Origin of the sequence: Thermosinus carboxydivorans Nor1, assembly GCF_000169155.1 — a bacterium.
Classification (GTDB): domain Bacteria; phylum Bacillota; class Negativicutes; order Sporomusales; family Thermosinaceae; genus Thermosinus; species Thermosinus carboxydivorans.
Window position 1 is genome coordinate 1 of sequence record NZ_AAWL01000012.1, and the last position, 14755, is coordinate 14755.

The 14755-nt window shown below is 53.2% G+C and carries 17 protein-coding genes; all 17 read right to left on the reverse strand.

The window, feature by feature from the left end; translation table 11 throughout:
* Positions 1-316: 316 nt before the first annotated feature.
* The 17 genes from lysS to ftsH all read right to left on the reverse strand — a co-directional run bounded on the left by lysS (position 317) and on the right by ftsH (position 14683).
* A complete protein-coding gene (lysS, locus tag TCARDRAFT_RS09175) occupies positions 317-1813 on the reverse strand; it encodes a lysine--tRNA ligase (RefSeq protein WP_007289708.1) in 1497 nt (498 codons plus the stop codon).
* 26 nt (positions 1814-1839) lie between these two features.
* Positions 1840-2319, reverse strand: a complete 480-nt coding sequence (gene greA / locus TCARDRAFT_RS09180) for a transcription elongation factor GreA (RefSeq protein WP_007289709.1) — start codon at positions 2317-2319, stop codon at positions 1840-1842.
* 163 nt (positions 2320-2482) lie between these two features.
* On the reverse strand, positions 2483-2809 hold the full coding sequence (locus tag TCARDRAFT_RS16015; RefSeq protein WP_007289710.1) for a hypothetical protein: 327 nt from the start codon (positions 2807-2809) through the stop codon (positions 2483-2485).
* A complete protein-coding gene (locus TCARDRAFT_RS09185) occupies positions 2794-3612 on the reverse strand; it encodes a saccharopine dehydrogenase NADP-binding domain-containing protein (protein ID WP_007289711.1) in 819 nt (272 codons plus the stop codon). Before TCARDRAFT_RS09185 ends, TCARDRAFT_RS16015 begins: the two co-directional genes overlap by 16 nt.
* 12 nt (positions 3613-3624) lie before the next feature.
* Complete coding sequence (locus TCARDRAFT_RS09190; protein WP_007289712.1) at positions 3625-4533, reverse strand: hypothetical protein; 909 nt, start codon at positions 4531-4533, stop codon at positions 3625-3627.
* A gap of 13 nt (positions 4534-4546) precedes the next feature.
* Positions 4547-5068: a transcriptional regulator gene (locus TCARDRAFT_RS09195; RefSeq protein ID WP_007289713.1), complete on the reverse strand. Its 522-nt coding sequence runs from the start codon at positions 5066-5068 to the stop codon at positions 4547-4549.
* A 130-nt stretch (positions 5069-5198) separates the two neighbouring features.
* Positions 5199-6161 (reverse strand): hypothetical protein, encoded by a 963-nt coding sequence (locus TCARDRAFT_RS09200; RefSeq protein WP_007289714.1) that lies wholly within the window; start codon positions 6159-6161, stop codon positions 5199-5201.
* 9 nt (positions 6162-6170) lie between these two features.
* On the reverse strand, positions 6171-7124 hold the full coding sequence (dusB, locus tag TCARDRAFT_RS09205; RefSeq protein WP_007289715.1) for a tRNA dihydrouridine synthase DusB: 954 nt from the start codon (positions 7122-7124) through the stop codon (positions 6171-6173).
* Between the two features lie 65 nt (positions 7125-7189).
* Positions 7190-7957: a type III pantothenate kinase gene (locus TCARDRAFT_RS09210; RefSeq protein WP_007289716.1), complete on the reverse strand. Its 768-nt coding sequence runs from the start codon at positions 7955-7957 to the stop codon at positions 7190-7192.
* 55 nt (positions 7958-8012) lie between these two features.
* On the reverse strand, positions 8013-8564 hold the full coding sequence (locus TCARDRAFT_RS09215) for a biotin transporter BioY (RefSeq protein WP_007289717.1): 552 nt from the start codon (positions 8562-8564) through the stop codon (positions 8013-8015).
* A 13-nt stretch (positions 8565-8577) separates the two neighbouring features.
* On the reverse strand, positions 8578-9555 hold the full coding sequence (locus TCARDRAFT_RS09220; protein ID WP_456300347.1) for a biotin--[acetyl-CoA-carboxylase] ligase: 978 nt from the start codon (positions 9553-9555) through the stop codon (positions 8578-8580).
* A gap of 66 nt (positions 9556-9621) precedes the next feature.
* Positions 9622-10005, reverse strand: coding sequence for an aspartate 1-decarboxylase (gene panD / locus TCARDRAFT_RS09225; RefSeq protein ID WP_007289719.1), 384 nt, complete (start codon positions 10003-10005; stop codon positions 9622-9624).
* On the reverse strand, positions 9986-10864 hold the full coding sequence (panC, locus tag TCARDRAFT_RS09230; RefSeq protein WP_007289720.1) for a pantoate--beta-alanine ligase: 879 nt from the start codon (positions 10862-10864) through the stop codon (positions 9986-9988). Before panC ends, panD begins: the two co-directional genes overlap by 20 nt.
* 554 nt (positions 10865-11418) lie before the next feature.
* A complete protein-coding gene (locus TCARDRAFT_RS15815; RefSeq protein ID WP_007289721.1) occupies positions 11419-11763 on the reverse strand; it encodes a hypothetical protein in 345 nt (114 codons plus the stop codon).
* An 80-nt stretch (positions 11764-11843) separates the two neighbouring features.
* Positions 11844-12347: a CDP-diacylglycerol--serine O-phosphatidyltransferase gene (gene pssA / locus TCARDRAFT_RS09240; protein WP_007289722.1), complete on the reverse strand. Its 504-nt coding sequence runs from the start codon at positions 12345-12347 to the stop codon at positions 11844-11846.
* A gap of 21 nt (positions 12348-12368) precedes the next feature.
* Complete coding sequence (locus TCARDRAFT_RS09245) at positions 12369-12773, reverse strand: thioesterase family protein (protein WP_040683267.1); 405 nt, start codon at positions 12771-12773, stop codon at positions 12369-12371.
* Positions 12758-14683, reverse strand: coding sequence for an ATP-dependent zinc metalloprotease FtsH (ftsH, locus tag TCARDRAFT_RS09250; protein WP_040683268.1), 1926 nt, complete (start codon positions 14681-14683; stop codon positions 12758-12760). Before ftsH ends, TCARDRAFT_RS09245 begins: the two co-directional genes overlap by 16 nt.
* Between the last annotated feature and the right edge of the window lie 72 nt (positions 14684-14755).

Here is a 14755-nt window from a genome sequence, read left to right on the forward strand (position 1 = left end):
AATTTTTGTCGTTCGCCGCAGCGACGACTCAATTATATTAACACAATCACTCGGTTATGTCAATATACTAATTTTGGTAGCCATTCGCCCGAGTTTACTTCAATCGAGGCGACATTTATTATACTAGCACCGCAGGTCAGTTTTGTCAACAGCTCAGCTCTTATTTTAACTACACCGCCGGTGCATAGTTATGTTAGCATAAACAAACATGGCTTGTCAAGGGCACACAGACTATATTGTCAAAATAGATAAAAATTTGCGATACTTAACCATTAATAAAATACTCCCCTCGGTCGGCCCGAGGGGAGCTATACCGTTAGCCTTCGCGGTGACGCATATGGGGAAAGAGAATGACATCGCGAATGGAATAACTGTCGGTAAGAAGCATAACCAGCCGGTCGATGCCAATCCCTAACCCGCCGGTGGGCGGCATACCGTATTCGAGAGCAATTACATAATCTTCATCCATCATATGGGCCTCATCGTCACCCGATTCGCGCTGCGCTACCTGGGCAAGGAACCGCTCTTTCTGATCAATGGGATCATTGAGCTCAGAGAAGCCATTGGCCATCTCCCGAGCAAAAATAAAAGCTTCGAACCGGTCGGTAATGGCCGGGTTGTCCTTGTTGCGTTTGGCAAGGGGCGAAATCTCCACCGGATGGCCGATGATAAAGGTAGGCTGTATTAGGTGTTTTTCGGCGACTTCCTCGAAGACATTGTTAAGAATATTGCCAATGCCGTCCTTTTTTTCGTAGACTACGCCAAGACGGTCCGCGATGGCCCGCGCTTCTTCCACCGTCTTGACTGTGGAAAAGTCGACACCGCTGTATTTCAAAATGGCTTCCGTCATTGTCATGCGGGTCCATGGCGGTGTAAGGTCAATCTCCTGCCCCTGGTAAGTTATTTTCGTCGTTCCCAAGACATCCAGCGCCACCTGGGCAATGATTTCCTCGGTAATTTTCATAATATCCTGGTAATCGGCATAAGCCTGGTAAAGTTCCATTAGAGTAAATTCCGGATTATGCCGGATAGAAATGCCTTCGTTGCGAAAGACCCGGCCGATTTCATATACCCGCTCAAACCCGCCGACAATAAGCCGTTTTAAATATAGCTCCGGGGCAATTCGCATATATAAGTTCATATCCAAAGCATTGTGGTAAGTAATAAACGGACGCGCCGCCGCCCCGCCGGCGATCGGATGCATCATCGGCGTTTCGACTTCCAAAAAGCCTTTACTGTCCAGATAGCGGCGCATTGCCTGAATAATGCGGCTCCGCAATACAAAAGTGTTGCGCACCTCCGGATTGACGATCAAATCCAAGTAGCGCTGGCGGTAGCGCGTTTCTACGTCTTTAAGGCCATGCCACTTTTCCGGCAACGGCCGGAGCGATTTGGCCAAGATTTCAAAACTGGTCGCCTTAACGCTTATCTCGCCCCGTTGCGTCTTAAATACAACACCTTCAACGCCAATGATATCGCCGATATCCAGGAGGCGGAAAAAGTCGTAAGCAGCTTCGCCTAATACGTCCTGGCGAAAATACACTTGAATCCGGCCGGACATGTCCATTAAATGGGCAAACGTAGCCTTGCCGTGACCGCGAATCGCCATAATCCGGCCGGCAAGGCGGACGGTCTGCCCTTCCAGGGCGGCAAAGTCAGCCAGAACATCGGCGGCATGGTGGCTAAAATTATATTTGCGGCCATAGGGCTCAATGTCCTGAGCCGCAATAGCCGCCAATTTTTCGCGCCGCACCCGCATCAGTTCATTTAATTCTTCTTGGGTTTGTATTGGTTGTTCCATTTTTTCGGCCATGTACTCTCCCCCATGATTAGCAAATATTAGCTCCGTTTAATCTCTAAAATTTTATATTTCAGTATGCCGGCGGGAACATTCACTTCAACAACGCTTCCCACCTTCTGGCCCATAATTGCCTGGCCCACCGGCGATTCATTGGATATCTTGAACTCCATCGGGTCAGCCTCCGCCGAGCCCACTAACGTATATTCCAGCTCGTCGCCGAACTCAAGGTCCTTAAGGACAACGGTAGAGCCAATTGTCACCGTATCAGTGCTAATTTCGCCTTCGTCAATCACTTTAGCATTGCGCAACATTTTCTCCAGGGTAAGGATTTCCCCTTCAATGAAAGCCTGTTCGTTTTTAGCGTCTTCGTACTCTGAGTTTTCACTGATATCGCCAAATTCGATGGCTTGCTTAATGCGCTCGGCTACCTCGCGGCGACGCACCGATTTGAGGTGTTCTAGTTTCTGCTCTATCTTCTTCAAACCATCTACGGTAAGAATTGTCTGTTTTTCCGCCATGTGTTTTTGCTCCCCTTTTCCTTGATAATTCGGTACAAAAACCTATTTTATTCTATTCTTTTTCTACACTTTTTGACCACGACCCAAGACGGCAATATAAATAGTGTCAAGTGAACACTTGACACTTTTTATCACTCAGGAATAAGGCCCTGATATTATGGCATTAATTATAGGTCGTTTCCAAGACTTTGTCAATATTTTCAAATTCCTTTTCTCCCTCACCTCGTTGTTTCGCCGTAGCATTTGCTTTAATTGCCGCAATTTCTTCCGGCGTCAGCGCCCGCTCGAAGCTGCGGAAGCCGGCCAGCTTAAAACCATGCTTACGCGCCAATTGTTCGATAATCTCGACTTGCTTAACCGTTAGGTCGCGTCCCAAAGTAAAGTTCTCGTACCGCCCTTCGAGCGCCAATATCATCGTCTCGGCCATACAGGCGTAGGCTGTTTTAGGCGGGAAGCCAAAATTCAGGCCGAAATTTACGTCCCCTGGCACTTCACCACGCCGCCTTCGATGACCAAAACGTCATTGCGCATTTCGGCGACACGGCGCGAAACATTGCGCGGGCGGGCCACATCACAGACGATGGCACCGGGCTTTAAGTCCTCCGGCTCAATAATGCTGTCGACAGCGCTTGTTACAGCAATTACGACATCGGCTGCTTTTAGAGCGGATTTAGTATTTGCCGTTACGCGCGCGGCTAATCCGGTAGAACGGAAAATTTGTTCAGCAAGTTTTTCCAGCTTTTTTTCGTTGCGGGCGACTAACGTCATATAACGGGCTTCCCGTGCTAGGATTTGAGCACAAGCCGCCCCGATGGATCCGGTGGCGCCTAAAATAACAATATTGGCCTGCGTAATATCCTTGCCCATCAGCTTCGCCGCCTGCCGGGTGCCTTCCAATGCCGTTGCTACGGTGTAACTGTTACCGGTAGTAACCGCAATATTTAAATTCTTGGCAATCGTAATTCCGGCATCGCCGACAACCGAGGTAAAAGCTCCCAGGCCGACAACTTTAGCCCCTAATTTTTCCGCTACTTTACCGGCCTTAATAATTTTTTTTATGACGTAAGGCTCCGGCATTTCCAGCATCTGCCGCGACGTAAGCGGACAACCAACAAACCATCCCTGCGCCTCGGCATGATCGGAAACGACACCCGTAATTTCGGAAACTTTAAACGGCGGTATGTATTTCATTATGCCTTCCACAAAGCGATCAGGCCAATTCTTAGCGAAGGGAAATTTGCGGCTAAAATCCTTGGCCGTGAGCGGGTGGATAATAAACGCAAATTTTTCCAAGCCAATCCCTCCTTACGGGTTCAGCCTTTTTACGGTCGGCTGAATACCCATCTCGTTAAGTATTCGGTCATAATCAGCAGCAGTTAGCTCCTCCGGCCGTTTCCCGGCCAGCGCAACGGCCACTCCTTCCAGCACATTGGTGCCGAAAGACCGCCCGCCCATATCGGGAGTTGTTGTTACCAGCGTCGCTACGCCCCGCTCCCTAAGCAGCGCTTCGTCCTCGCCTGTTATCGTGTTGGTGATGACGATTTTGCCGGCGAGCGACGGCGGCATATAGCGGCGAATAAAGTGAAAATCGCCGGCTACAACATCTGCTTCCGTAAAATAACGGCTAAACCGCGGCCGGGAAGAAAGCTGCCGGTCACCGGTTGGATAAAAGAAACTAACCGGCAATTGGGTTATGACCGGCGCTACTACTTTGGCCAAACGAGCCAGGCCGTCCAAACTGCGGATAGGCAGCGGTAGACCCAGTCCGAATAAGAGATCGCCAAAAACAACAGAGCTGCCGGCGTTAACCAGCGCTTCGGCCAAACCAAAGCGGTCGACGGCGCAGACTATCAATACCCTTTTCCCTTGGAACCGGTAAACTTCATTTTCTTCCAAAAACCTGACCACCCGCCGCTCCAGCGTGTTCTTGACGCCGCTACCATCAACAATGGGCGTTTTTTGAGCGGCCGCGGCGATTTGCGCCGATTCGCGGAAAGTGTAGCGCCGATTGCCGGCATAAATGTACAGGTCAGTGCCACCCAGGCCAAAAGCATCAACTTGGCCGTCTAACAGGCGGATGAGTTCAATCGCTTTTTGTTTATCACCATCGGTGCCAATCCGCTCAATGGAAAAAGTCTGCCCGGCAAATTGCTGGATGGTCTTGTGGTTGCGCCGGGAAGAGCCCAGACTGACGCTTATTATGCGTTTCATCATAGTTGCCTCCTGCTCAGTACCTGAGTTGGCGGATGATGGCCCGCAGGTCTTCCGGATTAACATACCGGTCGTCCGCAATGGGCGATTCGCCAATTTGGATGCCGATCACTTCTTTGTCAAGCAGCGTTTCAACCAGTTTAATGCGCATATTGGACCCCAAAATGATAACAATATCATATTGGCGCAGCAGCGCGATCATTTCCGTTATCTGGTTAAATAGTTCCACGCCTGTCTTGCTTTCCACAAAATGCCACCGCTCCTGCTCGGACATGAGCAGGCAGTAGTCAATCCCTTCCTGCCGGGCTACCGCCTCCAGTTCATGGCAGTTTTTGATCGGAAAACCGATGAGGGCAATGCGCGCCCCCTTTCGTACCTCCCCGATCGTTTCCAGCCGGGAAATAAATGTGCGGTCGATCCCCAACTGGTTGGCCACTTCTTGCTGAGACATGCCTTGGCCGCGCAGTTCCAGGATCTGGTCAATCACCTGGTAAATTTTCTGTCGATTGACGATCTTATCGCCAATGCGCCGCAGCATGGGTTCATCTCCTCGCCATAGTATATGTGCACAAACTTGTTCACATACATATTGTACCAGTTTTTTCACTGCAGCTCAATGACTGCTATTTTGCCAACTACCGTCAGGAAAATAAAAAAAAAACGGGGCGTTAGCCCCACGGTTCAAAGGGGAACCGGCTAATTACCTTTTTACACGTCTCGACTTTGAGCGGCGTATCGTCATGGCTCATGCCCTTTTTCAGCCCTTGCAGCGTCCTGAGTCCCTGCTGCATCGTCAAGCCCAATTCCTGGGTAAGCTGCGACATCGTCGACCGCCGGGCGGCGGCCAGCGACGCATCCAGCGATTTACCGGCCCGTACGTTGTCGACAAACTCTTTAGCCAAGTAGAAGTGGGCCAGGTTAGTCATTGGATTGCCGCACACGCCGCTTGACGTAACGCCCAAAAACTCAGGCATAGTGTATTTAATGCTAAATTCCAGGGTCTGTTTGAGCTCATCCGTTTCCCTGGCAATGGAAGCGAGCAGCGTCCGAACCGAGCACAGACCGTATACTTTCAAGGCCCGGATGATAGCATGCTCGATGGTATGAGCCTGTTCCTGCTCGACTAAGCCGCCCAGATTGGCCGTTATACTTACTTCTTCACCAGTCATCAGATCGGTACCATAGATGGTCACCGGAATGTCGCTCTTGTCGCGAAATTCGGTATAACCGCCCGCCGGCGACCAGCCCGCCCCGGAAATGACCGGGTACTCCTTGCGCATCCCTTGCAGATCAAGCACTTCGACAGAGCTGGAAAAAATATAGCCCCCTGCCGTGCGCAGACTGTGCCAGCGCGCATGTTCCCGGCCTTCCAGAACCGCCAGCAGCACCGCCCGTTCCTGGCCATGCTCGCCAATAACGGTATGCTGCCTTATGTCTACCAGCCGGGCCAGTACGCCTACTGGATAAAGCGACTGACTATCCATCACCCAGGGACAAACGAGAAGGTCGCGGCCCACCCCGAGTTCGGCCAGCATTTTCCCCTGCTCCATGGCAAACATGCCGGCGATTGTCCCGCCATTGGGCCGCGGTAGCACGCCGTTGGCTACCGGTAAAATCAGCATGGGTGGCATTAGCATCACCTACAAAAACTCACTGATTATGGTATAAAAATCTTGACGGGTTTCCGCCCGGTTGAACCGCCGCCTAAGATCCGCCGCATTGGGCAGACCCTTGGTATACCAGGCAGCGTGGCTACGCATCTCCCGGATGCCGATATATTCACCCTTATATTCGATCAGCATATCAAGGTGACGGAGCAGCATGTTAAACCGCTCCTGGAGCGTCGGGCCAGGCAAAATTTCGCCGGTAGCCAAGTAGTGGGCTACCTGTCTGAGCAGCCAAGGATTTCCTTGCGCTCCCCGCCCTATCATTATGCCATCACAACCTGTTTCCGTCAACATCCGCGCCGCATCCTGGGGCGTGCGCACGTCGCCGTTGCCGTTGACTGGAATGGTAACCGCTTCCTTTACCGCCCGAATAATCGACCAGTCGGCCTGGCCGGCATAAAACTGTTCCCGGGTCCGCCCGTGCACGCTGACCGCACTGGCCCCAGCCCGTTCGGCCAGCCGGGCAATTTCCACGGCATTAATCGATGACTCATCCCACCCCTTGCGCATCTTCACCGTCACTGGCACCTCTGCCGCCTCCACCACACTGGCGATGATGCGGTACGCCAGTTCCGGCCGGCGCATCAGGGCGGCACCCTCACCGTTCTTGACAATTTTGGGGGTGGGACAGCCCATGTTGATATCGATGATATCAGCGCCGGCCCGAGCAACGATGCGAGCGGCGGCGGCCATGCTCTCCGGTTCGGAGCCGAAAATTTGAATAGCTACCGGCCGCTCGCGCTCGTCGATCCGAATAAGGCTTAAAGTGTTGGCGTTATTATAGAGCAGTCCTTTATCGCTCACCATCTCGGAATAAACCAGCCCGCAGCCCATCTCTTTGGCTAAAAGCCGAAAGGGCAAATCGGTCACCCCGGCCATAGGCGCCAAAATTACCGGATTGGCTAATTCAATCGTACCGATCCGCATCCTCTCACCCCTTATTAGTATGTACTGAAAACAACAAGGGCAACCCGAAGGTTGCCCCGCGTTAGTCAGGCGCGGTTGCGTTCGTAGATGATCCGTAATCCCTCTAAGGTGAGAAGCGGCTCGACCACATCGATGGTACGCGATTCCTGAGCGATGAGACCAGCCAGCCCGCCGGTGGCGATTACATGCGCATCGCCGCCCAGCTCCTCTTTCATGCGGCGAACGATTTCGTCGACCTGCCCAACAAAGCCGTAAATAATGCCAGCCTGCATACTGGTAACCGTGTTGCGGCAGATGACCGTTTTCGGTTTTAACAGTTCGATCCGCGGCAACTTTGCCGCTCGCTGGAACAGCGCCTCGGTCGAAATGCCAATGCCGGGAGCAATAGCGCCGCCTAAGTAGTCGCCGTTTTCCGCAATCGCGCAAAAAGTGGTGGCTGTACCAAAGTCAACAATAATCGATGGCCCGCCGTACTTGGAGTAAGCAGCAATGGCATTGACAATGCGGTCAGCGCCCACTTCCCGCGGGTTTTCGTACTTAATGGCAATCCCTGTCTTAATACCGGGACCGACCACCAACGGTTCAAGGCCGAAATAGCGCTGCGCCATGCGGGTTAGCGGCGCCATAACCGGGGGTACTACCGAAGAAATGACAATGGCCTGAATTTGCTTCATGTCAAGGCCCCGGAAGCTGAACAGGTTGTGAATGAGCATGCCGTACTCGTCCGATGTTTTTTGCCGGTCGGTGGACACCCGCCAGTTCACCACCAGCTTATCGCCATCATATACCCCGAGCACAATATTGGTATTACCGACGTCAAAAACCAACAGCATATAAATTTTTGTCCCCCTATAAATTCTCGCAATAAATTTCCCCGCTTGCGCGTTTTTAGTTTATATAACCGGCCCGCAGCAGCGCCCGGCGCACTTTTACCCCAATGTAAGCCGCCATCACGCTTTTGATGACGTCAAAAGGGATGAAAGGCAGCACAGCCAGGCTAATCGCTTTGTCCCACGTCATCGGCTTATGCAAAAAATATTTAAAGCTAGCCATGAACCCCACAAGGCCGAGGACGTAAGCCGTCACCAGACCAGCGAGCATCGCGCCGACAGCACGCCAGACCGTAAGCTGCGCCCGCTCAGTCATCAGCCCAACCAAATAAGCGCATACCATAAATCCTACCAAAAAACCGCCCGTAGGACCGGCCAGCACAGCCACCCCGGCCTTACCCTGGGCAAACACGGGCAATCCGAAACAGCCGAGCAAAATCCATACGGCCACGCTAGCAACAGCCCAGCGGCTGCCGAGAATGACCCCGGCCAGCATGACAAAGAAGACCTGCAGCGTATGTGGCACCGGGCCGAGCGGTATCGAGACCTGGGATCCTACCGCTAACAGAGCGGCAAATAAACCGGTTAAAATCATGTTGCGAATTGGCATAGACTCCTCCTGTTCATGTGCGGGGACGGATGGTGACGTCACCGGCCAGAATGCGGCGCACGCCTTGACCGGTATCTACCAGCAGCGCCCCCTCGTTGTCGATGTTTACTGCAATACCCGCAAAGGTTTCCCCTGGCGCCAGGACGTTAACCTGCTGGCCGAGCGTAATAGTGAGCTTCCGCCACTCGTCCAGCACCGGACCAAATCCCTGGCGCACGGCCAAACTATAGACCGTCTCCAGTTCGGCAAGCACCTCAGCCAGCAGCGCCAAGCGAGATACAGGACGGCCGGCGGCAGCGGCCACGGAGGTGGCAATGTCGCGCAGTTCGGGAGGAAATTCCTCGGGTGCAATGTTCACGTTGATGCCCATGCCTATAACCACATAGTTGATGGCATCCATCTCAGCGCTCATCTCGGTGAGTATCCCCACCAGCTTTTTGCCCTCATACAGAATGTCATTCGGCCACTTAATACCGCAAGGCGCCTCCGTTACCTTACGGATCGCCTTTGTCAGGGCAACGGCGGCCATTAACGTACATTTCGGCGCATCCAGGGGATGAAAAGGCGGCCTGAGCACCACTGACAGCCAAATGCCTTTGCCAAACGGCGAAAACCAGCCTCGGGCTAAGCGCCCCCGGCCGGTGCTTTGCGCTTCGGCGACGACAATCAGTCCTTCCGGACAGCCTTCGGCGGCCAACCGTTTCGCTTCATTGTTGGTCGAGCCGATTTCGGAGAAATAGCGTATTTCTTTGCCAAGCACCGTTGTTTTGAGCCGGGCGACAATTTCCGCCGGCAACAACAGGTCGGGTGCTTGCCGGAGCAAATAACCAAGCCGCGAATGGGCCTCAATATCATACCCTTCGTTTTTGAGAGCCTGGATATGTTTCCAAACGGCGGTACGCGATACCGCGAGCTGTTTCGATATCTCCTCGCCTGAAACATACTGGCCGGCATGGTTGGCGCAATAGTTCCAAGATGCGCGTTCGCACAGCGCTACACTCCCCTGTGAATTGTCACCTCTATCATAAGCCGAAGTTAACGCTTATGTCAATTCCTGCTAACCTATTTTACCATGCTGCTCTTGCCGCTTAATTTCGACAATACGGTTCGCCTCATCCAAGAATACTACGGTCGGCCGGAAAGTGCGCGCTGCGGTGTCATCCATCATTGCATAAGTTATAATTATTACCTTATCACCCGGCTGGACGAGTCGGGCGGCTGCGCCGTTCAGGCAAATCGTCCCTGATCCTCGTTCACCGGCTATGACATAAGTTTCAAAGCGGGCGCCGTTATTGATATTTACCACTTGCACCTTCTCATTAATAAGAATGTCGGCGGCGTCCATGAGGTCTTCGTCAATAGTGATGCTGCCCACATAATTGAGGCAGGCCTCGGTCACGGTCGCGCGGTGCAGTTTAGACTTAAAAAGCGTGCGAAACATGCTGCTTCTCCTCCCAGAGCAAATTATCAATCAGCCGTGTTCTGCCAATTTTTACTGCCAACGCCACCAGCGCCGGTGCGCGGACAGTATCAAGTTCTTCCAGCGTCGCGGCATCGCTGACCGAAATATAATCAATGGTTGCCAGCGGCTCACGGTCAATTAGCTCCCGCATGGCCGCAATCAGCGCCGCGGCAGAGCGTTCACCGGCATCGAGCTTTTCTTTCGCCAGTTTCAGCGCCCGGGACAGTACCAGGGCCGCCTGCCGCTCGGCCGGCGCCAGATAGACGTTGCGCGACGACATGGCCAGGCCGTCCGGCTCGCGCACGATTGGCACCGTCACAATGCGAACATTCATGTTCAGGTCGCGGACCATGGTGCGGATGACAACTACTTGTTGGGCATCTTTTTGACCGAAATAGGCCACATCAGGTTCAACGATATTAAACAGTTTTGTAACCACGGTAGCAACACCCCGAAAATGGCCCGGCCGGGACGCGCCGCACAACCGCTCGGTAATTTTACGCACATCCACAAAGGCCAGCATATTTTCGTAGCCCTGGGGATACATTTCTTCCACCGGCGGAGCAAACAGCACATCCACGCCGGCAGCTGCGGCAAGTTTGCTATCACGGTCAAGATCGCGCGGATAAACGGCGAAATCTTCGTTCGGGCCGAACTGCAACGGGTTAACAAAAATGGTGGCGACAACCACATCCTGCTCTGCCTTGGCCCAGCGCATGAGCGTCAGATGTCCCTCGTGCAGATACCCCATGGTCGGCACCAAGCCGATCGTCTTGCCTTGACGGCGTAGCTGTCTGACCAAGTTTTTTACCTCATCAATACGGGTCACAATTTGCACGGTTAATGCCTCCTTAAACATAAAAACGCCTTCTTGCTAAGACAAGAAGGCGCATGTTCCCTATGCCGAAACACTGTTGGTCCCTTCCGTCTCAGTCCCTTTGGGCTCTAAGCGGGGTAAGACACATACTATTAAATTCATAAACTTAACTTGTTAGGTGTGGCTCGTGATGATGCCACCCTAGCTTTTGGTTGTCCCGTAACTAATTTCATGATAGCACGTTTTTGTCTACCCAGCAAGCAAAACCTACAGAGTCGGTATTGCAGCGTAAACTTTGCTCACCCCTATTTTCCCTAAGAGAGGGGGCACGAATGAACGCCATAACGGCCTCATCCGCTTAATTTTCCCAAGGGAACCAGCATAACCGCATTAGATGACTCTGTTATTCAGCGCGTCCAGGACTGGTGTAATTACCTGCCACGCAAAATCATCGGCTATAAAACCCCTCAGCAATGTTTTGCCGAGGAATTGGCCCATATTTCTTATTAACTCTTTTCATACCGTTAATTTTTCTGGGGGTTGCATTTGCTATTGCAATTAGAGAGGGAGAGCAGCTAGTTCTCTCCCTCTTCGTCATCTTCCCGTGTTGACTGGAACTGCTCTAAGAGCAGCGTCCCTTCTTTCAGTGTTTCAGCAAGTTCCCACGACTCAACGATCGCCATCGCCGTCCGATAATCATAGCCCACCCCCATCAAGTAGGCAATCATTGCCGTCTCAAAAAGGACATGGCGGGTGTTGGTCGCCGTAAGCTCGTTCAGCCCGTGTCGCACCACCGGCTGCAGATTAAGCAGCAGGTAAAAGGGATTAACGGCCTGGAGAGGGTTAACAACCGGCAATAGCGGCATCACCGGCCCGGCCGGAAGTTGACGCAAGCGTTTAAAGAAAAATCTTCTGCCCACAACAAAAACTCCTTTCACCTTCTTATGTCAATATATCATATGCGGTGAAAGGATGTTTGGTAACTAGATAACAGCCGCAATCACCATTTCGGCACCCGCAGCGTCGAAACCATCAGGCCGGACAGCACCAATAACACCAGCGCCTGCACTGCTACCGGCAAGAAATCGCCGAACAGGGCCGTACCGGCGAGTACCGGACCGGCGACGGTGATGGGCAGGCCGACAAAGTATCCCCGCACATTCATGCTGTTGAAGCGGGCCAGGCGCAGCGCACCGCAAATAGGAAACAAAGCGGCCAAAAGATAGCCGCTCCAGCCAAGTAAGCTAAAATTCAACATATAGTCAATTGTAGCGGGCGCTACGCCAAAGGATACCAAGTCAGCCAGCGAATCGAGCTCTTTGCCGAATTCACTAGTCGCGTTAAGCCGGCGGGCTACCCGCCCATCAAGGTTGTCAAACAAAGCCGCCCCGAGGATTAAGGCCGCCGCCAGCGTCCAATTCCCGGTAAAGGCCAACATAATAGCGAGCAAGCCGGCAAAAAGGTTAACGATGGCTAGCAGGTTGGGGATCCATTTACGCGACATAGCCGTCCCCCCCACTCTATCCTAAATACCGCTGCCTGCTTTAGCAGCAACTTTTTCTAGAAACGAAGCTGTCTTAATAATATAGCGCTCGTGCCACCCCTCGCCGACCTTTTCCCGGTCGTCATAGGCCGACACGGCGAAGACCAGCCGTTTACCGGCCACTTCCACCAGTTCGGCCGTAGCCCGTACGGTCATACCGACCGGCGTTGCGGCCAAATGCTGCACATCCACCCGGGTGCCTACCGTACCTTCCCCCGGCGCCAAACAGCCGGCAACGGCGGCAATCGCCGCCTGTTCCATGAGTGCTACCAGCATCGGTGTGGCAAATACGGCGGCGCCGGCGTTACCGAACCGTTCGGCCGTGTTGTCCGGCGTCACTTTAATTGTTACTTCCCCTCTTAGACCTACTGTTAGCGCTTGCGCCAAGGCCAATCACCATCCCGTCGGGAAATGTAGACAATCTTCGGTCCCGGCCCGTCATCCGGCCCGGGTTGGGTATTTTGCGGAGCCGTGTCCGGTTCTTGTTCGTCAGAAGACTTATCGGTAATTTTCCCTTCTTTAAGGAGTTGCTCCAATTCCTCGCCTTCGAGCGTTTCTCGTTCAAGCAGCGCTTCAGCAATGAGATGGAGCTTATCCATGTTGGTCTTCAGCATTTCTTCCGTTTTGGCATAAGCGTCTTCAATAATGCGGCGTACTTCCTTATCAATCGCATAGGCCACTTCTTCGCTATAGTTGCGGTCACGGGCAATATCGCGGCCCAGGAATACTTGTTCCTGACGCCGGCCGAAAGTAATAGGCCCAAGCACTTCGCTCATACCGTATTCGGTAACCATCTTCCGCACCAGTTCGGTGGCCCGTTCCAAGTCGTTCTGGGCGCCGGTGCTGATTTCCCCGAGCACAAGCGCTTCTGCCACCCGGCCGCCGAGCAGCGTCTTAAGCTGATCGAGCAATTCCGACTTAGTGGCATAGTAGCGGTCTTCCTTGGGCAGCATTAACGTGTAGCCGCCAGCGCGGCCGCGGGGGATAATGGATACCTTGTGCACGGGATCGGTATGGGTTAGCAGCATACCGACCAAGGCATGACCAGCTTCATGATACGCCGTTAGTTTCTTTTCCTTGTCGCTGATAACCCGGCTCTTGCGCTCCGGTCCTGCTACCACCCGCTCAATCGCTTCTTCCAGTTCAGGCATTTCGATGCGTTTCTTGCCGCGGCGGGCAGCGAGTAGCGCTGCTTCGTTGACCAGATTGCTCAGGTCGGCGCCGGTAAACCCGGGCGTGCGACGAGCCAGGATTTCAAGATTAACTTCTTTGCTCAGCGGTTTACCACGAGTATGCACTTTAAGGATCTCCAGCCGGCCCTTGACATCCGGCCGGTCAACGACAATCTGGCGGTCAAACCGCCCGGGGCGCAGCAGCGCCGGATCCAGGATGTCCGGCCGGTTGGTGGCCGCAATAATGATAATGCCCTCGTTAACGCCGAAGCCATCCATCTCAACCAACAATTGGTTGAGGGTCTGTTCGCGCTCATCGTGGCCGCCACCCAGACCGGCACCACGTTGACGGCCGACAGCGTCAATCTCGTCGATGAAAACAATGCAGGGGGCGTTCTTCTTCGCCTGTTCAAAAAGGTCGCGAACGCGTGACGCGCCGACACCGACAAACATTTCCACGAAATCAGAGCCGCTGATGCTGAAAAACGGCACGCCCGCTTCCCCGGCTACCGCCCGAGCCAGCAGCGTCTTGCCCGTACCCGGCGGACCGAACAGCAGCACGCCTTTCGGAATGCGCGCGCCTAAATCATTGAACTTCTTGGGATGCTTGAGGAACTCAACAACTTCCTCAAGCTCCTGCTTAGCTTCATCGGCCCCGGCTACATCCTTGAAGGTGACCTTGATTTTGTCCTCTGTATGCAGTTTCGCCCGGCTTTTACCGAACGACATCACCCGGTTGCCGCCCCCCTGGGTCTGCTGCATGATGAAAAACCAAACGCCTATGAGCAGCAACATGGGGAGAATGGATGAGAATATCGTCGTCCACCAGGGCGGCTGGGGCGGCTGTTCGGCCTTTATATCCACTCCCGTTTCGCGCAGAGTATTAATCAGGGTCGGATCATTGGGAGCAATGGTCGTAAACTCTTGTCCGTCCTTGAGCTTCCCGCGAATGGTATTTTCTATGATGGTTACGCGCTCCACCTTTTTTTCTTCTACCTGGCGCAGAAACTGCGTATAGCTTATTTCCTGCTTGTTAGTGGTGCGCGACGAGTAATAGTCGATTATCGAGATAGCGATGATGATAATCAACAAATAGAAACTGACGTTGCGAAAAAATTTATTCAACCAGTAGCCCTCCTCTCGCTGGAGCAACACAAGGAATAACCCAAGGACGTTCCATAGGCAATTATTATACCA